This is a genomic window from uncultured Pseudophaeobacter sp. (genome assembly GCA_905479575.1).
Lineage (GTDB): Bacteria > Pseudomonadota > Alphaproteobacteria > Rhodobacterales > Rhodobacteraceae > Pseudophaeobacter.
Map to the genome: position 1 here is coordinate 1 of CAJQNB010000067.1, position 20265 is coordinate 20265.

General features: G+C 57.8%; 16 protein-coding genes and 1 pseudogene. 9 read left to right on the forward strand and 8 right to left on the reverse strand.

The window, feature by feature from the left end; all coding sequences use genetic code 11:
* Positions 1-143: 143 nt before the first annotated feature.
* Complete coding sequence (locus QZ268_RS16130; protein ID WP_295454644.1) at positions 144-1634, forward strand: amidohydrolase family protein; 1491 nt, start codon at positions 144-146, stop codon at positions 1632-1634.
* 97 nt (positions 1635-1731) lie between these two features.
* Positions 1732-2682 carry a GTP-binding protein gene (locus QZ268_RS16135; RefSeq protein WP_295454645.1) on the forward strand — a complete coding sequence of 317 codons (951 nt, stop codon included), beginning with the start codon at positions 1732-1734 and terminating at the stop codon, positions 2680-2682.
* Between the two features lie 291 nt (positions 2683-2973).
* On the opposite strand, the pseudogene QZ268_RS16140 reads toward QZ268_RS16135, so the two are convergent.
* Positions 2974-3306: pseudogene (locus QZ268_RS16140) on the reverse strand (DDE-type integrase/transposase/recombinase); the annotation flags it as partial.
* Between the two features lie 161 nt (positions 3307-3467).
* Between QZ268_RS16140 and QZ268_RS16145 the strand changes: the two are divergent.
* Positions 3468-3647, forward strand: coding sequence for a transposase (locus QZ268_RS16145; RefSeq protein ID WP_349376240.1), 180 nt, complete (start codon positions 3468-3470; stop codon positions 3645-3647).
* Positions 3648-3656: 9 nt separating this feature from the next.
* On the opposite strand, the gene QZ268_RS16150 is transcribed toward QZ268_RS16145, so the two are convergent.
* On the reverse strand, positions 3657-4865 hold the full coding sequence (locus tag QZ268_RS16150) for a PLP-dependent aminotransferase family protein (protein ID WP_295454647.1): 1209 nt from the start codon (positions 4863-4865) through the stop codon (positions 3657-3659).
* 249 nt (positions 4866-5114) lie between these two features.
* On the opposite strand from QZ268_RS16150, the gene QZ268_RS16155 reads away from it, so the two are divergent.
* Positions 5115-5885: an FCD domain-containing protein gene (locus QZ268_RS16155; RefSeq protein ID WP_295454649.1), complete on the forward strand. Its 771-nt coding sequence runs from the start codon at positions 5115-5117 to the stop codon at positions 5883-5885.
* Between the two features lie 141 nt (positions 5886-6026).
* Here the strand turns inward: QZ268_RS16155 and QZ268_RS16160 are convergent, their stop codons facing one another.
* Positions 6027-6476 (reverse strand): Lrp/AsnC ligand binding domain-containing protein, encoded by a 450-nt coding sequence (locus QZ268_RS16160; protein ID WP_295454651.1) that lies wholly within the window; start codon positions 6474-6476, stop codon positions 6027-6029.
* Positions 6477-6644: 168 nt separating this feature from the next.
* Between QZ268_RS16160 and QZ268_RS16165 the strand changes: the two genes are divergently transcribed.
* Both QZ268_RS16165 and QZ268_RS16170 read left to right on the forward strand, forming a co-directional pair.
* On the forward strand, positions 6645-7082 hold the full coding sequence (locus QZ268_RS16165; RefSeq protein WP_295454652.1) for a universal stress protein: 438 nt from the start codon (positions 6645-6647) through the stop codon (positions 7080-7082).
* Between the two features lie 9 nt (positions 7083-7091).
* Positions 7092-8633 carry an alanine/glycine:cation symporter family protein gene (locus QZ268_RS16170; RefSeq protein WP_295454654.1) on the forward strand — a complete coding sequence of 514 codons (1542 nt, stop codon included), beginning with the start codon at positions 7092-7094 and terminating at the stop codon, positions 8631-8633.
* A 74-nt stretch (positions 8634-8707) separates the two neighbouring features.
* Here the strand turns inward: QZ268_RS16170 and QZ268_RS16175 are convergent, their stop codons facing one another.
* The 4 genes from QZ268_RS16175 to QZ268_RS16190 all read right to left on the reverse strand — a co-directional run bounded on the left by QZ268_RS16175 (position 8708) and on the right by QZ268_RS16190 (position 12984).
* The gene (locus tag QZ268_RS16175; protein ID WP_295454655.1) at positions 8708-10030 is read right to left on the reverse strand and encodes a TRAP transporter large permease subunit; all 1323 of its coding nucleotides are present in this window, start codon (positions 10028-10030) and stop codon (positions 8708-8710) included.
* Positions 10030-10521 (reverse strand): TRAP transporter small permease subunit, encoded by a 492-nt coding sequence (locus QZ268_RS16180; RefSeq protein WP_295454657.1) that lies wholly within the window; start codon positions 10519-10521, stop codon positions 10030-10032. Before QZ268_RS16180 ends, QZ268_RS16175 begins: the two co-directional genes overlap by 1 nt.
* 94 nt (positions 10522-10615) lie before the next feature.
* A complete protein-coding gene (dctP, locus tag QZ268_RS16185) occupies positions 10616-11653 on the reverse strand; it encodes a TRAP transporter substrate-binding protein DctP (protein WP_295454659.1) in 1038 nt (345 codons plus the stop codon).
* Positions 11654-11679: 26 nt separating this feature from the next.
* Complete coding sequence (locus QZ268_RS16190; RefSeq protein WP_295454661.1) at positions 11680-12984, reverse strand: hydroxymethylglutaryl-CoA reductase, degradative; 1305 nt, start codon at positions 12982-12984, stop codon at positions 11680-11682.
* Here QZ268_RS16190 and QZ268_RS16195 point away from each other — a divergent pair.
* The 3 genes from QZ268_RS16195 (at position 12965) to QZ268_RS16205 (ending at position 18959) form a co-directional block, all read left to right on the forward strand.
* On the forward strand, positions 12965-14440 hold the full coding sequence (locus QZ268_RS16195; RefSeq protein ID WP_295454663.1) for a PLP-dependent aminotransferase family protein: 1476 nt from the start codon (positions 12965-12967) through the stop codon (positions 14438-14440). The genes QZ268_RS16190 and QZ268_RS16195 overlap by 20 nt on opposite strands.
* Positions 14441-14860: 420 nt before the next feature.
* The gene (locus tag QZ268_RS16200; protein WP_295454664.1) at positions 14861-18316 is read left to right on the forward strand and encodes an AAA family ATPase; all 3456 of its coding nucleotides are present in this window, start codon (positions 14861-14863) and stop codon (positions 18314-18316) included.
* Positions 18317-18491: 175 nt separating this feature from the next.
* Positions 18492-18959 carry a YbjN domain-containing protein gene (locus QZ268_RS16205; protein WP_295454666.1) on the forward strand — a complete coding sequence of 156 codons (468 nt, stop codon included), beginning with the start codon at positions 18492-18494 and terminating at the stop codon, positions 18957-18959.
* A gap of 110 nt (positions 18960-19069) precedes the next feature.
* Here the strand turns inward: QZ268_RS16205 and QZ268_RS16210 are convergent, their stop codons facing one another.
* Positions 19070-20239: a lytic murein transglycosylase gene (locus tag QZ268_RS16210; protein WP_295454667.1), complete on the reverse strand. Its 1170-nt coding sequence runs from the start codon at positions 20237-20239 to the stop codon at positions 19070-19072.
* Between the last annotated feature and the right edge of the window lie 26 nt (positions 20240-20265).

Sequence of the window (20265 nt, forward strand, 5' to 3'; positions counted from 1 at the left end):
CTTCAAGGCCAGCTCAGAGGCTGCAAACAAAACCACAAAGGAGGCCACCTCATTGACCAAAGCATAGCGACCGATACATAACTAAGAGCGGGTCAAATCTCGGTGACAATACCGGGTCAGTTCTCAATGACATTCAACACAAGGTGATCTTCCCCGGCTTCATTGACCCACATACGCATTTGCAAGCGTCGGGCGTTTTGATGGGGATGACCTATATTGGCCCGCTCGACCAGAACGGGCCAAACGGCTTTGATGAAGGCCTTGCTTCGCGCGCCGCGGTTATCGAAAAGCTGCGCCAAGCCGTCGAGCAAGACCCAGACTCTGAAAGCCCGGTGCTGGCTTGGGGGTTCGATCCGGCGCTACACGGCGGACAGCTCCATCGCGATGAGTTGGATGCGATCTCATCCACGCGGCCAATCTGGACGATGACCTATGCACCGCATGTTGTGGTTGCCAACTCGCCGATGCTCGAACTGATCGGGGTTGATGAGACCACAAACGTCTACGGGATCGAGAAATACGACGACGGGCGGCTCAACGGCCAGTTCATCGAGCTGGGCGCAACCAGTATTGCCCTGCGCCCTGTCATTGGCTTTCTGGCCGATGCCGAACGGGGGGCTGCCGCGCTGCGTGCACAGGCGCAAACCGCGCAAAAGGTTGGTATCACGCTGACCGCCGACATGGCCTTCGGTAAACTCGGGATCGACTATGAACTCGCGCTTCATAAGAAAGTCGTTGAGGATGACAGCTTTCCGCTGCGCATGTTGTTGGTTCCGCTTGCGCCGGGCCTTACGGCCGCGCATGGTTCTGAGGCCCCCGAATATCTGAAGTCTCTCATGGCAAAGAACACCGACAAGCTGGCGGTGCATGGCGTGAAGTTCATCAATGACGGCTCCTATCCCGCCCAGACGCTGCGCCTACGCTATCCGGGCTATCTTGATGGCCATGAAGGCCACCGCGGCGAAACCCCTTGGGGCGAGCTTGTCGAGGCGATGCTGCCCTATTGGAAGGCGGGTGTTCAGATCCACAGCCATGCAAACGGCGATGAAACCGTGGAAATGACACTGGACCTGCTTGAGCAGTTGCAACTGGCGCATCCGCGTTTTGATCATCGCTTCACGATCGAGCACTACTGCATCAGCACGCCTGATCAGGCGCGCCGCCTCAAAGCGCTTGGCGGGTTGGCCAGCGTCAACAACATGTTCGTGCATTACCGCGCGCTTCTGCACGCCGACAGCGGCTTTGGCTTTGATCGGGCCGAGGCCACAGCGCGGCTCGGATCGCTCGAGCGCGAAGGCGTTGTCTTTGCGCTGCACTCGGATTTTTCGCTGGTGCTCACTCCGATCAGCCCGCTTGCCGCTGTCTGGATCGCGGTCAACCGGATCGCGCTTGACGAGGAAACCGTGCTGGCGCCCGGCGAGCGGATCGGGGTTGACCGTGCTATGCGCGCGATCACCATCGACGCCGCCCACGTGATCGGGCGCGATGCGGTGCACGGCAGTGTCGAGGTCGGAAAACACGCTGATTTCACGGTGCTTGACGAAGACCCATACGATGTCGATGTGGCCAATATTCGCGACATCCGCGTTCATGCGACTGTTTTGGCAGGCCGCACGTTTGAGACCGAAAACTGACATGACAAGCCCTGCAACAACAACGCCCAAGAACGCCACCCCGGCTGAGTTGCGCCGCGCCCTCGACAGCGTTGATTTCCTCTCTGGGCTGGTCGAGGTGGCGGCCCTGAACCGCGACAGGCGCGACACACGCGGCTCCGCGCTTCCCGTGGTTGTCGTCAGCGGTTTCCTCGGGGCGGGCAAGACCACGCTGATGCGCCATTTGTTAACGGCAGATCGTGGCATGAAGATCGCGGCGTTGGTCAACGACTTTGCCGCGCTCAACATTGACGCTGCGCTCATTGCCAATGTCACAGGCGACACAACCGCGCTCGACAATGGCTGCATCTGTTGCAGCCTGTCAGGCGGCGTTGCACGCGCGCTTTGCGAAATCACAGAGCGCGACGTGCCTGTCGATGCGGTGTTGGTTGAGGCCAGCGGCGTGTCCGACCCTGCGGGCATCGCGCATGTTGCAAACGCAGTCGACGGGATTTCTCTTGATTGCATCGTGACGGTTGTGGACGCAGCAGAGATTGCGGAAAAGGCCGAGTGGAGCGAGCTTCTCAAGCGTCAGGTTGCCCCCGCAAATCTTGTCTTGCTGAACAAAACTGATTTGATTAGCAAGCATGAGGTTGACGCAATTGCCGCGCGGCTGGGGGGGCTTGCGCCCCGAGCACAAATCTTGCGAACATCTCATTGCGCCGTGCCGCCCGTTGTCATTTTCGAAGCGGCGAGCACGCCAGCACTCGACGGCACAGAGCACAGCAACCATCACGACCATGGTTTCACAACAATGCTCTTTTGCGTAGAGCAACCAATTGAGCGCGCCGATATCGAGGTATTGCTGAACGATATGCCCAGTGGCATCTTGCGCCTGAAGGGTTTTGTCCGGTTGGTGGAGGCGCCCGAGAAGCCCATGCTGCTGCAGGCTGTCGGCTGCCGCTGGGGTTGGCACGAGGCCCCCACAACCACTGGCGCCTCGAAGCTTGTCGTTATCGGCGACGCGGCAGCAATTGACAGGGATGCCATCCAGCGGTGTTTTGCGGGAATTGGGATGGGACAGGGGTGAAGACCGTCTTAACCAGCTGAAAAATATAAATATTTACTATGCTCTATTTTGCGGTAACCTGGAAGCCAGACCTCGGGATCATTTTCTTCCTTGGTCACAAAACTCAAACATCAGTCACTCATCACGAAGTCAGAACAGCAGGTGGTGCTGTAAAGCAGACCTCGAAGTGACGCGCAAGAACGTCTGCGTTCCGCGACTAAAGGTCATCTTCGCACTGTGCAGCACCAGTTGGTTGGGGCTCAGAGCCGACCTGCGGCGATGCGGCAACTGGGGCGCAGTGATTCCGCGCCTGGTCCATGGATGGTTCGGTTTGGTCAGACGATGTTCAATCCCATTCGCCTCACAGATCATGTCGAAGCGCATCGGCCGAGAATAGGCAGTGTTCCGGTTTCGCGGCTGCTCCGCAAACTGGATACCGTTATCGGTCAAGATCGTGTGGAACTTGAAAGGCACGGCCTCAAGGAAGTGTTCAAGGGACTCCCAGGCCGTCTTGCGATTGGCTTTCTCGACCAACTGCGCCAACGCAAATTTGCTGGTCCGGTCGATGGCCACAAAGAGATAGAGCTTGCCCTCTTCGGTCCTGACCTCGGCAATGTCGATGTGGAGGAAGCCGAGAGGGTAAGCGTTGGTATTTGCGGCGCAACTATTGAAGAATTGGTTTATGGCTATTGTTCGCCGGAAATGTTTTTTGCGTATCATCACGCGGATCAGAATGCTGTGAACAAATTTGTCCGCGAGTTCGATCATGAACGTAACACGTTTATTTCCCGGGGATTGGCCAGCGGTTGACTGCTACGCGAGACATATGGACTACCCATCTTCGACGGGTGCGATGGTGGGGGAGAATAGAGATCATGTTTGGCAGGCTAAAGGATTGGCGGCGTGTGGCGACCCGATACGATAGATGCCCAAAGGTGTTCCTCTCAGTGATCGCGCTCGCAGCAACCGTCATCTATTGGCTATGAGTCCTGACCCTAGGCGCCTGATAGTAACCGTCCAAGCCGCTCGATGCCTGTCCGAATTTCCGCTTCATCCAGCGCCGAAAAGCTCAACCTCAGTGTGTTGCAGCCCGCGCCATCGGCAAAGAAGGCCTGTCCCGGAACAAAGGCAATATTCTCCTGATCCAGAGCGCGAACCAGCACTTCGGCGGTGTCCACATGTTGGGGCAGCGTGAGCCAGACAAACATGCCGCCTTTGGGGCGGGTCCAAGTCACCCCTTCGGGCATATAGGTCTGCAGGGCGGAAAGCATTGCATCACGACGTGCACCATAGGCCTGTCTTAGCCCGGCGACATGGGCGTCAAAGCAGGCCTCCGCCACCTGATGCACCGCCATCTGGTTCAACGTTGGAGAATGCAGGTCCGCCGCTTGTTTCATCAAAACCAGCTGCGCGATGACCGGCTTGCTGGCCACCACCCAGCCCAGACGCAGGCCAGGCGACAGGGTTTTGGAGAAAGACCCGCAATAGACCGTCCGACACTGCTCAAGGCTGCCCTTCTGTGCAATCTCCAGCGCCAGAACGGGCGGGATTGCCTCCCCTTCATAGCGCAGGGCATGATAGGCGCCATCTTCGATCACCGCGCAGCCCAGCTCTTCGGTCAGGTCCAGCAAAGCCTTCCGCCCCGACAGCGATAGAGTCTCGCCGGTGGGATTGGCAAAATCCGGCGACAGATAGGCAAACTTCACCCGGCTGTTGGCCTCAGCTGCGGCATCGCGGTAGCTGGCTGGGGATCGGTTGCCGCCCGGGTTGAGCTGATCGTAGCGCGGCTCGTAAGCGTTAAAAGCCGCTAAGGCACCAAGGTAGGTCGGCCAGCCCACAAGCGCAGTATCATTGGGAGAGAGGAATAGTTTTCCCAGGTAATCCAGAGCCTGCTGCGAGCCAGAGGTGATCAGGATATTATCCGTGTCACAGGGCACACCCATGCGTGCCATTTCCCGTTGGATCCACTGGCGCAGCGGCAGGTAGCCCTCGCTGACCGAATACTGCAGCGCCTGGGCCTGATACTCCGGTTCCAGTGCCGCCTGAAAGGCTGCGGAAAACGCTGCTGCGGGGAACAGATCCGGGTCAGGGATACCGCCGGCAAAGGACAGCAGCCCAGGCCGGTTCAACAGTTTCAGCAGTTCGCGAATTTCGGAAGACTCCATACGGTGCGTGCGGGTGGCAAAGAGCTGTTTCAGCAACATGGCGACTTCCTTTTGGGTCCAACTTGTGGCGAAGGTAGGAAAGTTTCAAAACTAGTCAATAATTCTGACCTAATATTTCAAAAGATGTGATCATGCTTTCCAAATCCTGCGTGCTGCTTGTTGCCTTGCACTAGGTGCGGTCATATGTTTTTACCAATTACAGCGGCCAGTCGCTCTTAAACTGGTCCTACATGCACCAGCCCCGTCCGACCCCGTTCACGTCCCGCCCAAGTTCAACCCGAGACCCCCATGCCGTTTCAAAAAGTCCAACCCGAGAAACTTTCAGCCTCTGTGGTGCGCCAGATCGAACAGCTGATCCTGCGGGGCATCCTGTCGCCGGGAGAACGTCTGCCTTCGGAGCGGGAACTGGCCGAACGTCTGGGCGTTTCACGGCCTTCGTTGCGTGATGCCATTGCCGAGCTGCAGGAGGTTGGACTGCTGGAGGCCAAGGCCGGATCGGGGGTCTTTGTGGCTGATGTGCTGGGCTCTGCCTTCTCGCCTGCGCTCATCCGGCTGTTTGCCCGCCATGATGAGGCGGTGTTTGATTACCTGAGCTTTCGCCGGGACATGGAAGGACTGGCAGCCGAGCGCGCCGCCAAATTTGGCTCGGATGCGGATCTGAAACTGATCCAGACCATATTCGATAAAATGGTTGCGGCTGGTGATCCGTCGCTGTCGGATGCTGCCGCCAGTCTGGACGCCCAGTTCCATTCCGCCATCATGGATGCCAGCCACAATGTGGTGATGCTGCATATGATGCGGTCGATGTTTGACCTGCTGCACGAAGGCGTGTTCTACAACCGCCGCATCATGTTCAGCCGCCACACCACCTTTGAGGTGCTTCTGGCCCAGCACAGCGCCATCAATGCCGCCCTCCAGGCCCGAGATCCCGTCGCCGCGCGTACGGCCGTCGAGGCCCATCTGGACTATGTAAAACAGTCATTGATCGACCACCAGCGCAGCCTCCGCAATGCCGAGATCGCCCAGCAGAGGCTCGAGCATGAAAGCGGGAAGGGATAGCAGCCCGCCGCCCTGTACGGCCTCCCAGGCTTTGGGCGCCTCTCCTGTCGCGCCCCATGCTCAGAACTGCACCCGCAGCCTGCGCCCTGTTTTGGCTGTCACGTGTCCTGCGCTGTCCTTGCTTGGGTTGCCAATGGCACCTTAGTTTTTAACGACTTCCATCACGGCGAAGGAATTTGTCTGCAGGATGCCCGGCAGCTTGTTGATGCTGTCCCCCAGAACCTCCCGAAAGTGCCGCATATCTTTGGTACGCACCGTCAAAAGATAATCAAAGGCCCCCGCCAGCATGAGGCACCGTTCGACCTCGGGGATGGCACGGACCGCCTTGTTGAAGGCATCAAGCGAGTTGTCTCCCCCCGTTGCCGTCAGCGAAACTTGCACCACGGTGAGGTGGCTGAGACCCATTTTGTCCAAATCCAACGTCGCGCGATACCCGGTGATATAGCCGGACCTTTCCAACCGTTTGACCCGCTCTGAGCAGGGTGTGTTGGTCAGGTTTACCCGTTGAGCAAGGTCAACAATAGAAAGCCGTCCATCCGATTCGAGCTCTTGTAGAATTTTGATATCTATGTTGTCGATTTCTCTACTCATTAGTGTTTTTCCCTAGAAAATTGCCACAGCATAGGCTTTTTCTCAGCTTTTACCCTGCTTTCATCACCATTATCTAGTGATAATCACTTATCCTTAAAATTGTTATTACCGTTTTTCACTCCGCTGAAAACGGTAGTGGCATAAAAAAACCAACACGGAGCCTGACCAATGACCGTTAAAATAGTAGTTGGACTGGATGGCACAGAAACCGGTGAACGCGCTCTAACCTTTGCTCGGGACATTGCGTCCCGTCTCGAAAACAGCGCGTTGATCGTTGCCTATGTTATCGAATGGTCCCCTTTCACTTTCCAGACTGCGGAAGAGAACGAAAAACGTCACAAAAGGCGTGAAGAAGAGATCAAGATCGCGACAACACGGGTGGTGACACCCGCCGTCGAAAAACTGAACGACGCTGGGATTCAGGCGCAAGGGCTGGTCCAGCATGGCGATGTTGCCGAGACTCTGAACCGGATCGCCACCGAACATGGTGCCTCCCAGATCATTGTCGGCCGCGTGTCCAATGATGGGTTCACAAAGCGTATTTTTGGTAGTTCGACACAGAACTTGGTCATGCACGCAGACGTGCCGGTTACGGTTGTTGGATAGAGGTCAGTCATGAAATCATTTAAAACACTTATGTCGGCGCTTATCGCCAGCAGTGCAGCACCTGCAGCCTTTGCCCAAGGCATTGACGAACAGGTAAATCAGGCCTTTGCCACAGTGACAGGCCCATTTGTCAGCTTCATTTTTGCCCCTGTTCCTGGGACCAGCTTTCCCTGGATCGTCATGTGGCTGGTTATTGCGGCCACGGTTTTCACCATCTACTTTGGCGCGGTTCAGTTCCGCTTTTTCAGCCATGCTATTGGATTGGTGAAAGGGGACTATTCCGATCCCAATGATGCCGGTGAAGTCAGTCACTTCCAGGCGCTTGCGACGGCTTTGTCCGGGACAGTGGGGCTTGGGAATATCGCAGGTGTGGCGGTCGCCGTCGGCATTGGCGGACCGGGGGCGACCTTCTGGATGATCCTCGCGGGTTTGTTGGGCATGGCGTCGAAATTCACCGAATGTACCCTGGGCGTAAAGTACCGCAATGAATACGACGACGGCACCGTCTCTGGTGGCCCGATGTACTACATCTCCAAAGGCTTCACCGAGCTTGGGTTGCCCGGCGGGAAAATCCTGGCCGTTCTGTTCTCGATCTTTTGTATCTTGGGCGCATTGGGCGGTGGCAACATGTTCCAAGCCAACCAGGCCCACGCCCAGATTTCTGGGATTGTTGGGGACTATCCCGGCTGGATCACGGGTCTCATTTTTGCGGGTGTTGTCTTTGCGGTGATCGTGGGCGGTATCAAATCCATCGCCAACGTGACCGAAAAAGTCGTCCCGTTGATGGGTATCCTGTATGTTGGTGCTGCGCTGATCATCCTGATCATGAACTATGACATGATCGGTTGGGCCTTCGGCCAGATCTTTGCAGGTGCCTTCACTGGTTTGGGCGTCGCTGGCGGCATGGTTGGGGCCCTGATCCAAGGCTTCAAACGGGCGGCATTTTCCAACGAAGCCGGGGTTGGCTCGGCGGCGATTGCCCATTCGGCCGTGAAGACAAAAGAACCGATTACCGAAGGTTTTGTGTCTTTGCTCGAACCGCTGATCGATACCGTTGTCATCTGTACAATGACCGCCTTGGTTATCGTGATTTCACAACAATTGATCATTGATGAGGCGACCGGCGTTTACATGCTCAACGAGGCGGGCTCGGCGATCGCCACGGTCGATGGGAACACAGGCGTTGCTCTGACATCTGCGGCCTTTGGATCGACGATTAGCTGGTTCCCCTTTGTACTGGCGCTCGCGGTGGTCCTCTTTGCCTTCTCCACCATGATTTCTTGGAGCTACTACGGTCTCAAGGCATGGACCTACCTCTTTGGAGAAGGAAAAGTGACCGAGCTGGTGTTCAAGGTCATCTTCTGCATCTTCATTGTGATCGGTGCCTCTGCCTCACTTGGTCCGGTCATCGATTTCTCTGATGCCGCGATCTTTGCGATGGCTGTTGTGAACATTCTGGCTCTGTATTTCCTGATGAAACTCGTTCGGGTGGAGCTCAACAGCTACTCGGAACGGTTGGCGAAAGGGGAAATTAAGAAGTTCAATCACTAGGTACCAAATCCCCGATGCACTTTAGTGCGTCGGGGACTTTGACGCTGTGGGCTTGGCGCATAAGCCTTTCTGGACTATTTTCCGACTTGGCTCAGCGCTTCGGGAAGCCAGGTGACCAGGTCCGGAAAGACCGCGAACAGGATCAATACTCCCACCTGGATCAGGAAGAACGGAATAACCCCCCGGTATACTTGTCCGATGCCGATCCCGTCGGGAAGAACGCCTTTCAGGTAGAACAAGGTGTAGCCAAAGGGCGGCGTGATATAGGCCATCTGCGCGGTGATCATGAAAAGCACACCGAACCAGAGCGGATCAAAATCAAGCGTGGTGATGATCGGCAGGAACACTGGCACACAGAGCAAGATGATCCCGATTTCATCCAGGAACAGCCCCAAGAAGATCAGCACCAGAACCATCACGCCTAAGATAATCCAACGTGAGGCCTCAAAGCTTTCAACAAAGCCAAGGATCGAATCTGCACCGCCTGTGGCTACAAAAACCGAAATAAATGCACGCGCACCAATGGTGATCCAGAGTATCATGGCCGTAACGCGCAGAGTTTCTGTCGCGGCGCCTGACAGCATGGTGAAGGACAGGCGGCGGGTGACCATCGCAGACATTGCGGCACCTAACACGCCGACAGCGGCGGCTTCGGTTGGGGTCGCGATCCCTGTGTAAATAGATCCAAGCACCCCCAGAACCACGAAGGCAGGCAAGATGAGGCTTTTCAGTTTGGCCAGCTTTACGCCCAGCGGCAGATCATCCACCTGTTCTGGTTTTGGTGCGAGCGCCGGATTAATCCAGGTTCGAATGAGGATGTAGGCGATGTAGCTGCCTGCCAAGATGAGACCGGGCACGATCCCTGCTGCAAACATTTGCCCGATCGAAATTTGCGCTGTGATAGCATAGACGATGGTCACGACAGATGGTGGGATCAAAATCCCCAAGGTCCCCCCGGCACAGATCGCCCCCAAGGCAAGCGGCGGATGGTAGCCGCGCGACAGCATCGACGGCAAAGCCAGGATCCCCATCGCAGCCACCGCAGCGCCAACAACCCCTGTCATCGCCGCAAGGATGGTGCAGATGATAATCGTGCCCACGGCCAAACCACCATTGAGACGCGCCGACCATGTTTCCATGGCATCATAAAGCGCATCAATGATGGCAGATTTTTGGAGGATCGAGGCCATCAGCACATAGAGCGGGATCGACATAAGTGACTCTGACGTCATGGTCTCGAATGTGTTGAGAACCGCCACGATCAGAGCGGATGGGCCCCACAACAGAATGGTCGAAATAAAGGCAATCGCGCCCAGGACAAAAGCAAGCCCCGCCCCGCTCAACATGAAAGCGATGAGAGAGGTGAACATAAACAGCAGAACAAAAGAGCTTTCCATCACACGGCCTCCGGCTCAAACAGCACGTCGATCGCCTCGGCGAGGGCCTGAAGCATCAACAGCACTGCACTGAGCGGCAAAAAGGCCTTGGCGGGCCAAATAATTGGATTCCATGCGGAGTAGCTGGTCTCCCCATAGCTGAAAGACTGCATCACCAAAGGCACACTGAACCACAACAGGATCGCGCCAAAGACTGCAGCCAAGACCAGACCGACCAGTTTCAGCCCCACGGCGAGCCGCCCCGTCGCCTTTGCCGAGGCGACATCCACCGCGACATGGCCGCCGAGGTGGAGCAGATATGGTCCTCCCAACAGAAAGAAGGGACCAAAAATCAAGGTCGCTAATTCCGGGGCCCAGGAAGTGGGCGACGACAACACATAGCGCGAGAGCACTTCCCACAGCATCAACAAGACGATGGCGTAGATCAGCCATTTCGCACAGGCGAACAAACCTCGGTTGAGCGCAGTGATGCGCCGGGACAGTGTTATCATAAGAAACTCCGCGAATGCGGCACCATCCCGCGCCAGCCTATCCTAGAATGGTTGGCGCGGGATGATGCAATTTTAGGTGCAAAATGGGTTGAGTTTAGAGCAGGCGCAATTCCTGCATCAGCGCGATCTGAGACACCATCATGCGCTTGGCGATGTCATCCGTGGCGGCCTTTTTCCAGGCCTCGACGGCTTTGGCCCGTGCTTGGGCGACATCTTCAGGATCGAAATCAATGATCTCAACACCTGCGTCTTGGAATTTCTTGATGTATTCGCCATTCGCAACGAGAATATTCTGGCGCAGGGTCCCGGAAATTTCCCGAGCCGCCACCGCAAGAGCGGCTTTTTGTTGTGCGTCCAAGGCGTCAAATGCGCGCGTATTTGCAACATAAGAGGTGGCAGTGGTCGGCTGATGCACACCCGGCAGGATGAGGTATTTTGCGACCTCGTGCAGGCCCTCCTCAAAGTTGGCTTTGATGTCGCCGCGATCCGCGATGTCGATCAAACCCTTGTCCAGCGCCGAATAGACTTCGGAAGTGGGCAGCGGCGAAACTGACACGCCGAAATCGGCCATCACAGCAGAGGCCAGTCCGACAAAACGGCCCTTCAGACCCTTCAGATCAGCGATTTTCCGCACCGGCACCCGCGAATGGATCGGTTCTTGGCCATAAACCGTAGGCGCAACATAGGTGAGCCCAGCAGGTGCATAGCTTTCACGCGCCATTTCCAGCCCGCCCCGTTCATAGAACCAGGCCTCGTATTGGTCCGGCTCGGGAAAACCGAACGGAACAGTCGACGAAAACCCATGCGCCGGGATTTTGCCAGCGGTGTAGCCGTCAAAGGTTTTCATCAGTTCAAATGCGCCGCCGCGCACGGCGTCAAAGGCCTGTGCGGAGGGAACAATTTGCCCGCCCGCAAAAGGCGTGATTTCAAGCGAACCGCCGGTAAGCTCGGCGACGCGGGCGCAAAATTTTTCCTCATACAGCATGGGCGTCGTACCGCCGCCCCAAAGCGCCTGCATCCGCCATTTGGTCACGCTTTGCGCACGGGCCGTTGTGCCCGAGGCTAGCATTGCAGGTGCAGCAAGAGCTGCCGCGCCGAAACGCAAAAGAGTACGCCGTGTAGCGTTAGTCATAGGTTTTCCTCCCTGAAGTATTGAAATCAGATGCCCTCCAGCATCTGTTTGGCGCGGGCGACGGTAACATCCCCCGCTTCGACGATGGCTTTGGCCACACGGTCGATATCACTCCCCTGCGCGCCTGCGGTAATGGCGATATTGCGGGCATGTAGGGTCATATGGCCGCGCTGAATGCCCTCGGTTGCAAGCGCACGCAGCGCGGCCATGTTCTGCGCCAAACCAACGGCGACGGTCACTTCCGCAAGCTCTTGTGCGCTTGTGACTCCCAGCAGTTTGAGCGCAGCCTGTGCAGCTGGATGGGTGCGGGTTGCGCCGCCAACAATCCCCATCGCCATCGGCAATTCTAGTGTGCCTACCAGTGCGCCATCCCGGGCGACTTCCCAGCGGCTGAGGGACGTGTAATGGCCGTTGCGGGCCGCATAGGCATGGGCGCCGGCTTCGATCGCGCGCCAGTCGTTGCCTGTGGCGACGACAACGGGGTCAATGCCATTCATAATGCCTTTGTTGTGGGTTGCGGCGCGATAGGGATCAATGATCGCCAGTTCGCAGGCTTCGACGATGCCCTGTGCAACCTGCGCCCCGCTCAGTGTTTTTGTCGTCAGGGCATCCGTTGGAATACGCACATTTGCGGTCACCATACGTTTGTCGGCCAAGTTGGACAAAATGCGCAAGCGCACCGTTCCGCCGGTGATTTCCTCGACCTGTGGCGCCAGCATTTCCGCCATGGTATTGACCGTGTTGGCCCCCATCGCATCGCGCACATCCACCAAAAGATGCATGACCACCATCGGACCAATGGCCGAACTGGGGAAAACATGAACCTCGATATCTTTGCAGCCGCCGCCAAGATCGGTCAGCACGGCGTCTTTGGAATTGGCTTTTTCAATCAACGCGTCCCGGTGAGCCAGCAACGCGGCCCGCGCGCCGAACGGATCATCCAGGCCAATGATCTGAACCTGCGCCCGCATGATCGGTGCGGTGGAACTGACCTTGAACCCGCCGCCGGCCCGCGCAATTTTGGCCATGTAGGAGGCCGCAGCAACCACAGAAGGTTCCTCAACAACCATAGGAACGAGATAGTCCTGACCGTTGACGACGAAATTTGTAGCCACCCCGAGTGGCAGCTCAAACGTGCCGATGACATTCTCGATCATACCGTTTGCCACTGCAACCGGCAGTGCAGAGCCATCTGAAAGCGCAGCTTTGGCTGGGGCATCAAGCCCTGCGGCGATGGCAATGGCATCGCGGCGGTCAGCAGGCTCCATATCCCGCATGCCCTCAATCCGTGAATTCACAACAGACGGGGTTTTGGTCGCGCTAACAGTCATGGTGTCTCCTCCTGATCTCCAGCGGGAAGATTGTAAATTTGATCGACGTTGTATTGGTACAGTTTGGACAATTTTTTCTGGACTGTACCCATCGGAACGTGGACACACTGCGCAGATGACACAGACAAAGACAGATCGCATCTACAGAAGCCTGCACGACAGGATTAAGTCGGGGGAACTCGCTGAAGAGACAAAACTAATGTCGCTTCGCCGTGCGGCTGAGCAGTACGGCGCATCAAAAAATATCATGGTGGCCGTTTACGATCAGCTGGTGGCAAACGGCCTTGTGTACGCGCGCCAGGGCGCAGGTTTTTTTGTCGCCCATGGCGTTGCAACGACGGCGGAACCCGCCAATCTGCGTGAGGCGCGCGACAGCGTATCCTTGCTGCATGCTCAGCTGGATCGTCCCTACAAAGTGCTCGTTGGCGATGGCCGTCCCCCGGAAAGCTGGCTGTTGAACGCAGCCCCCTCTGTCACGCTTGCATCGGGCGAAGGCGGGTATGGCGCGCCACACGGGTTGCTTGCTCTGCGTGAATACATCGCTGCCGCGCATGGCGCTGCGGGCATCCATGTTCAGCCCGATCAAGTTGTGACCACCTTTGGCGCCAACCATGCGCTTGATCTTGTAATCCGTCGCTTTTGCCGCGCTGGTGAAACCGTTTTGGTTGATGATCCGGGGTATTATCCTCTTTTTGCCAAACTGAAACTGGCGGGCGTCAATGTCATTGGTATTCCGCGCGGACCACATGGCCCCGATTGCGACGCTCTTCAGTCCGCAGCCGATCACTACCAGGCCCGCCTGTTCTTCACCCAATCGCTTGCCCAGAACCCGACAGGCTGTTCGATTGATCTCCCCACGGCCCATACCGTTTTGCAAATTGCCGAGCGCCACAACATACTTGTTGTTGACGACGACCCGTTCATAGATTTGCCTGGCGTATCCGGGACACGTCTTGCCTCATTGGACCGCTTTCAAAGGGTTATTCAAATCGGCACCTTTGCCAAAGTTCTCACGCCGACTTTGCGCTCGGGCTACATAATTGCCGATCCGGAAATTTCTCACAGCCTCGCGGAACTCAAGATGGTTTTAACCGTCAACAGTTCTAGCCACACCGAACGCCTGATCGCAGACCTCATGCGGACGCGCCGGTATGAAAAGCAGTGTGCGCGTCTTTCTAGGAAGTTGAAGCAGGAGCGCGAAATCGGGGTGCAACAGTTAAAGAAAATCGGGTTTGAGATCGCGCCAGAACAGGCAGAGGGGCTTTACGGCTGGCTCCCACTTCCTGCGGGAACCTCTGATATTGATGTGGCCCAAAAAGCTGCAGAGGTCGGGGTGTTCCTGGCGCCCGGCGCTCTTTTCAGAATTGCAGAACATAGCGATTGCCCCGCACTCAGGCTCAATTGGAGCCGCGTAAATGACAGTCGCTTTTATGCTTTCCTGCGTCAGTCGTTGTGATCGTGGTTTTTACGTCGATCATCAAAAGGACGATAATTCCACGACCTTCCATACCGCCTGCATGTTGCTTCTGGCGCAGGTGTCGATGAGAGCGCAAGATAGTTTGCGAGCGGCTGGGTATCCGTTTTGGATAGCAGGCCTGAGCCTGAATGGCTGGGGTTGTCTGCCATCCTTGCAGCTGCAACGGGGCTGCCGAGGCGGTGTTAGGAGGCCAGCCTCTCTGTGTCTGCGACAGGTAAATCCCGGAATATGTTTGAAAAGATGAAAGCGGGATCCATGGGATCCTGTGAAACAGAGCAGTTATCCACAAGATATGCTGCGGCCCGGGTCGGCTGTCGCGCGCAATGGGGTCGTTTACGTTGACAGGGCAGCTGGGAAGCTGCTGGACTCGCTGGATATAAGAATCACTCAGGGGCGGCTTTGCGCTTTTCAAAACTCAGGCTTACTGGCTTTAAAAGCTTTGTTGACCCGACCGATCTGATCATCGGGGACGGGTTGACTGGCGTGGTTGGTCCCAATGGCTGTGGCAAGTCGAACTTGCTGGAGGCTTTGCGCTGGGTGATGGGCGAGACCCGTGCCAAGGCGATGCGAGGCGGCGGCATGGAAGACGTGATCTTTGCCGGCACCACCTCGCGGTCGGCCCGCAATTTTGCCGAGGTGAACCTGCTGATTGATAACTCGGACCGGTTGGCACCGTCGGGGTTCAACGAGGCGGATCAGTTGGAAATTGTCCGTCGCATCACCCGCGATGTGGGCAGTGCCTATAAATCCAACGGTAAAGATGTGCGGGCGCGGGATGTGCAGATGCTCTTTGCCGATGCCTCTACCGGGGCGCATTCTCCGGCCTTGGTGCGGCAGGGACAGATTTCGGAATTGATCAATGCCAAGCCCAAGGCCCGCCGTCGCATTCTGGAAGAGGCTGCGGGTATCTCCGGCCTGTACCAGCGGCGCCATGAGGCGGAGCTGAAGCTAAAAAACACCGAACAGAACCTGTTGCGGGTGGATGATGTGGTGGAGCAGCTGGCGGGCCAGCTGGGGCAATTGGCGCGTCAGGCCCGACAGGCGCAGCGCTATCGTGATATCGGTGAAAAGCTGCGGCTGGCAGAGGGGATGTTACTGTACCGACGCTGGCGCGAGGCGGATGATGCCCGGCTGACTGCGGAGCAGGACCTGACCATTCGCTTGACCCAGGCGGCCAAGGGCGAGGCCCTGTCGCGGGCTGCGGCAGCCAATCGCGCCGAGGCCGAAGAAGGCCTGCCACCGCTGCGCGAAGAACAGGCCATTGCCGCCGCCATTTTGCAGCGATTGGTGGTGCAGCGCGACTCGCTGGGCGATCAGGAGGCACAGGCACGCCAGACCATCGAACGGTTGGTCAGCCGTATCCAGCAGCTGGGCAATGATATTGACCGTGAGGGCGGGCTCAACCGCGATGCCGGAGAGACGATTGAGCGGCTGGACTGGGAACAAAAGGAATTGGCCAAGGCCAGTGAGGGCCATGATGAGCGGTTAAGCGAGGCGGGCGCCTTGGCGCGGGAAGCGGCAACGATCCTGGAGGCGCGCGAAGATCATCTCACCCAGTTGACCGAAGATGTGGCGCGCCTGTCGGCGCGGTATCAATCGGCGCTGCGTCTGGTCGAGGATTGCAAGCGCACCTTGGCGCGGGCTGAAAGCGAAGGTGCGGCAGCGCAGCAGGCGCAGGATCAGGCCGGGGAAGCCCTGGAGCTGGCAGGGGAAGGATTTGAGGCGGCTTTGGCCACCGAGGAAGAAGCCCGCGAAGCCGTGGAAATGGCGGAGGAAGCCCTGGCTGCGGCGGATGAGCTGCGCACGGAAACCCAGGCTTTGGAATCCGCCGCACGGGCGCAACGCTCTGAGGCGGAAGGGGCGTTGGGGGCGATCCGGGCCGAGGTAACAGCGCTGGCAAAGCTATTGGAGCGGGACACCGCTGAACGGGGGCAAATTCTGGATGCGCTGAGCGTCGCCCCTGGCTATGAAAAGGCGCTGGGCGCGGCGTTGGCGGATGATCTGCGCGCCCCTTTGGCGGCGGTAGACGGGCCAACGGGCTGGGTCGCGCTGCCGGCCTATGCCCGCGATGTGCCGCTGCCTGACGGGGTGGAGCCTTTGGCCAAACATGTGTCCGGTCCTGAGGCCCTGGCGCGCCGGATTGGTCAGATTGGCCTTGTTGACAGTGATACCGCCCGTGGGATGCAGGCGCAGCTGCAGCCCGGTCAGAGATTGGTGACGCTGGAGGGTGATATCTGGCGCTGGGATGGGTACCGGGCTTGGGCCGAAGACGCGCCCAGTGCCGCGGCGCTGCGGCTGGAACAGCTGAACCGGCTGGAGGCGCTGAAGCAAGAACTGGAGCAGGTCAGCGCCAAGGCCGATGGCACCCGCGCGGCGCATGAAACACTGATCCGTCGGCTGGAAGAGGTGACCCAGGCGGATCAGAACGCGCGACAGGCGCGCCGGGTTGCGGATCAACGGGTGGCCGATGCCGCCCGCGCGCTCAGCCGGGCGGAGGCCGAGCGCAATCTGGCCGAGGGCAAGCTGGAGACATTGGGCATTGCGGTGACGCGCCACAGTGAAGATGCGATGAATGCCCGGCTGCAATTGGCAGAGGCGGAGACGGCGCAGGCGGATCTTGGCGATCTGGATGCGGCGCGGGCTGGGGTCGAAGACGTCAAACAGGGGGTGGAAGCCGCCCGGATCACCATGCTCACCCATCGCTCAGCCCATGATGAGCTGCGTCGCGACGGCGAGGCCCGCACCAAACGGGCCCAGCAAGTGACCAAGGATCTGTCGGGCTGGCGGCACCGGTTGGAAACCGCAGAGCGACGCATCGAAGAGCTGGCCGAACGCCGCGAAGCCTCGCAGGAGGAGTTGGAAGAGGCCCATGCGGTGCCTGCGGAGATTGCTGAAAAACGCGAAGAGCTGAACGAAGCCATCGCGGAGGCGGAAGCGCGCAAGACCACCGCCTCGGACGCCTTGATCGCAGCAGAGACCGCGCTGCGCGAATTGGTGCAGATCGAACGTGAGTCTGAACGGCTTGCCTCGGAAGGGCGCGAGGCGCGGGCGCGCTCTGAAGCCCTGTGTGAGGCGGCGCGTGAAACCGTGACCCATGCGGCTGAACGGATCAGCGAAGACCAGAATTGTAGCCCGCAGGCGCTGCTGGAACAGCTGGAGGTCAGCCCCGACCAGATGCCAGGGGCAGAGGAGCTGGAGGCCGAAGTCAACCGGCACAAGCGGCAACGGGATGCGCTGGGGGCGGTGAACCTGCGCGCCGAAGAAGACGCACGGGAAATCCAGACAGAACATGATGAGCTGGTCTCGGAAAAAGCCGACCTGGAAGAGGCGATCAAGACCCTGCGCAGCGGTATTGCCAGTCTCAACCGCGAGGGGCGCGAGCGGTTGCTCACCGCGTTTGAAGAGGTAAACGCCAGCTTTGCAAATCTCTTTACCCATCTGTTCGGCGGCGGCGAGGCCAATCTGGTGATGGTGGAAAGCGATGACCCGCTGGACGCCGGTTTGGAGATCATGTGCCAGCCACCGGGCAAAAAGCTTTCGACGCTGTCGCTGTTGTCCGGTGGCGAGCAGACCCTCACCGCCATGGCGCTGATCTTTGCGGTCTTCCTGTCCAACCCAGCGCCGATCTGTGTGCTGGACGAGGTGGACGCGCCGCTGGATGACGCCAATGTCACCCGGTTCTGTGACCTGCTGGACGAGATGTGCCGCCAGACTGAAACACGGTTTTTGATTATCACCCACCATGCGGTTACCATGGCGCGAATGGACCGGTTGTTCGGCGTTACCATGCAGGAAAAAGGCGTCAGCCAATTGGTCTCGGTTGACCTGAAAAAGGCAGAAGCTCTTGTCGCATAGGCGAAAATTGAGAAACCAGGAGTCATGAAATGTACACTTTGGTTTTGGGCTACGGGGGAAAACAACTCATAATTCCACCCTTGCACGCCGGGTACAGCTCTACGTAACTAGCTGGTGGGAATGACGGCTTGTGATCTTAGAGCCAGCATTTAAACAAACACAATTGGAGAGAACTATGAAACTGAAAAATCTCTTTGCGGTTGCAGCTCTTGCAATCAGCCCCCTTGCCGTACAGGCAGAAAACCTGACCGCCCGACAGTCCAGCAGCATCGAAGGGTTCTTTCTGGATGAAGGCTCTAGCGTTGAAGTTCTGGTCGATAATGTGGGGGATCCGCAGCTGAACGTCGAGCACTATGGCAGCGAATTCACGATTTTTTACTATGGCTGTGAAGACAACACCAATTGCGATTCCATCCAGTTCTATTCCGGGTATGCCACAGATGGGTCTGTCCGGTTGAAGACCGTCAACAACTTTAACGCTGAAAAACGCTGGGTTCGCGCCTATGTTGCCGAGGACGGATCAACCAAGCTTGAGATGGATGTATATATGGGTGACGGCGGCATCAGCGCCGATGATTTTGCCACAGCGGTGGGGCTCTGGTCGCGCCTGATGGGCGACTTTGAAGAGCTCATCGACTATTGAGTGACGCCTAAAAGCCTGGGTTCGCGGCTTGAAGGTTATTCAGAAAGGGGCATGAATAGTCATGCCCCTTTTTTGTATCAGTACCTGGCGTTTGCAGACCTGCTGCCGCGTTACAGACGGTTCAGCAGCGCAGGTGTTGGCCAGGCATCAGCTGGAAGACCCAGGCGCTGTTGCTCGCTTTGAACTGCGGCGCGTGTCTTGGCACCAAGAATACCGTCAATCTTGCCAACATCATGGCCCAGGCGCTGCAGTTTCTGCTGCAGCTGTTTCATCTGGGCACCGACAAGCCCCTGATCGGGCTTGCCTGCGGTGTAGATCGATGCGCCCTCTAACCGATTGGCAAAATAGGCAGCGGTCAAAACATAGGTAAAGCTCTGATTCCACTCAAAATAGACGTCGAAATTGGGATAGGCGAGGAACGCCGGTCCCTTGTGTCCCTGGGGCAAAAGCAGCGAGGCCTTCAGGGAGCCAGTCGCCAGGGAGCCGTCTTTGGCGCGCAGCCCCATGCGCTGCCACTCCTTGACCGAGAGTTTGGTATCGGTGCCGGATTTTGACAGGTCAAGATCAGCAGGAATGGTGACTTCTTGCAGCCAGGGTTGCCCGGCTTGCCAGCCGAGATGCGACAGCATCTTGCCGCCGGACATCAGCGCATCCGGGGCAGAGGTTTTGAGGCTGACATGGCCATTCCCATCGGCATCGACGCCATTATCAAGAATATCCTGCGGCAGCATCTGCACCATGCCGATCTCACCGGCCCAGGCGCCAGTGGTGCGGGCGGGGTCAAAATTGCCGCGTTTGTACAGTTCAAGGGCGGCAAAGATTTGCGGCCGGAACAGCTCGGGGCGGCGGCAATCATGGGCCAGGGTGATTAGCGCGTTGCGGGTGTTGAAATCCCCCTGAAAGCTGCCGTAGTCGGTCTCAAAGGCCCAAAAGGCCAGCAATACGCCACGGTTGATGCCATAGGTGGTTTCAATCCGGCGAAAGGTGCTGTCGTATTTTTCGGCCATCGCCCGGCCCCGGTTGATGCGGCTTTGCGATATCAGGTGGCGGGAAAACTCGATAAAGGGTTTCTGGAACACCCCCTGCGCCCGATCCGCCCTCAGAACTTTGGGGTCCTGGCTGGCGCCTTTGAAAAAGCCGTTGACGGTTGCCCTGTCATATCCCGCAGTCAGGGCTTCCTGCTTGAGTGATTTGACAAAGCCGGAAAAGCTGCCGCCACATTGGGCAAAAGCGGTTGCTGGCACCATGAGGGCAGCAAGGGCGAGAGGCAAAATGCGCATGGCGGGCAGTCCTTGATGAAGCTCTA

Excerpts from the sequence above, each read along its gene's own strand:
- QZ268_RS16150 (WP_295454647.1), bottom strand. The coding sequence starts at position 4,865 with ATGTTGCTGAAACAGCTCTTTGCCACCCGCACGCACCGTATGGAGTCT.
- QZ268_RS16155 (WP_295454649.1), top strand. The coding sequence starts at position 5,115 with ATGCCGTTTCAAAAAGTCCAACCCGAGAAACTTTCAGCCTCTGTGGTG.
- QZ268_RS16160 (WP_295454651.1), bottom strand. The coding sequence starts at position 6,476 with ATGAGTAGAGAAATCGACAACATAGATATCAAAATTCTACAAGAGCTC.
- QZ268_RS16165 (WP_295454652.1), top strand. The coding sequence starts at position 6,645 with ATGACCGTTAAAATAGTAGTTGGACTGGATGGCACAGAAACCGGTGAA.
- QZ268_RS16170 (WP_295454654.1), top strand. The coding sequence starts at position 7,092 with ATGAAATCATTTAAAACACTTATGTCGGCGCTTATCGCCAGCAGTGCA.
- QZ268_RS16175 (WP_295454655.1), bottom strand. The coding sequence starts at position 10,030 with ATGGAAAGCTCTTTTGTTCTGCTGTTTATGTTCACCTCTCTCATCGCT.
- QZ268_RS16180 (WP_295454657.1), bottom strand. The coding sequence starts at position 10,521 with ATGATAACACTGTCCCGGCGCATCACTGCGCTCAACCGAGGTTTGTTC.
- dctP (WP_295454659.1), bottom strand. The coding sequence starts at position 11,653 with ATGACTAACGCTACACGGCGTACTCTTTTGCGTTTCGGCGCGGCAGCT.
- QZ268_RS16190 (WP_295454661.1), bottom strand. The coding sequence starts at position 12,984 with ATGACTGTTAGCGCGACCAAAACCCCGTCTGTTGTGAATTCACGGATT.
- QZ268_RS16205 (WP_295454666.1), top strand. The coding sequence starts at position 18,492 with ATGAAACTGAAAAATCTCTTTGCGGTTGCAGCTCTTGCAATCAGCCCC.
- QZ268_RS16210 (WP_295454667.1), bottom strand. The coding sequence starts at position 20,239 with ATGCGCATTTTGCCTCTCGCCCTTGCTGCCCTCATGGTGCCAGCAACC.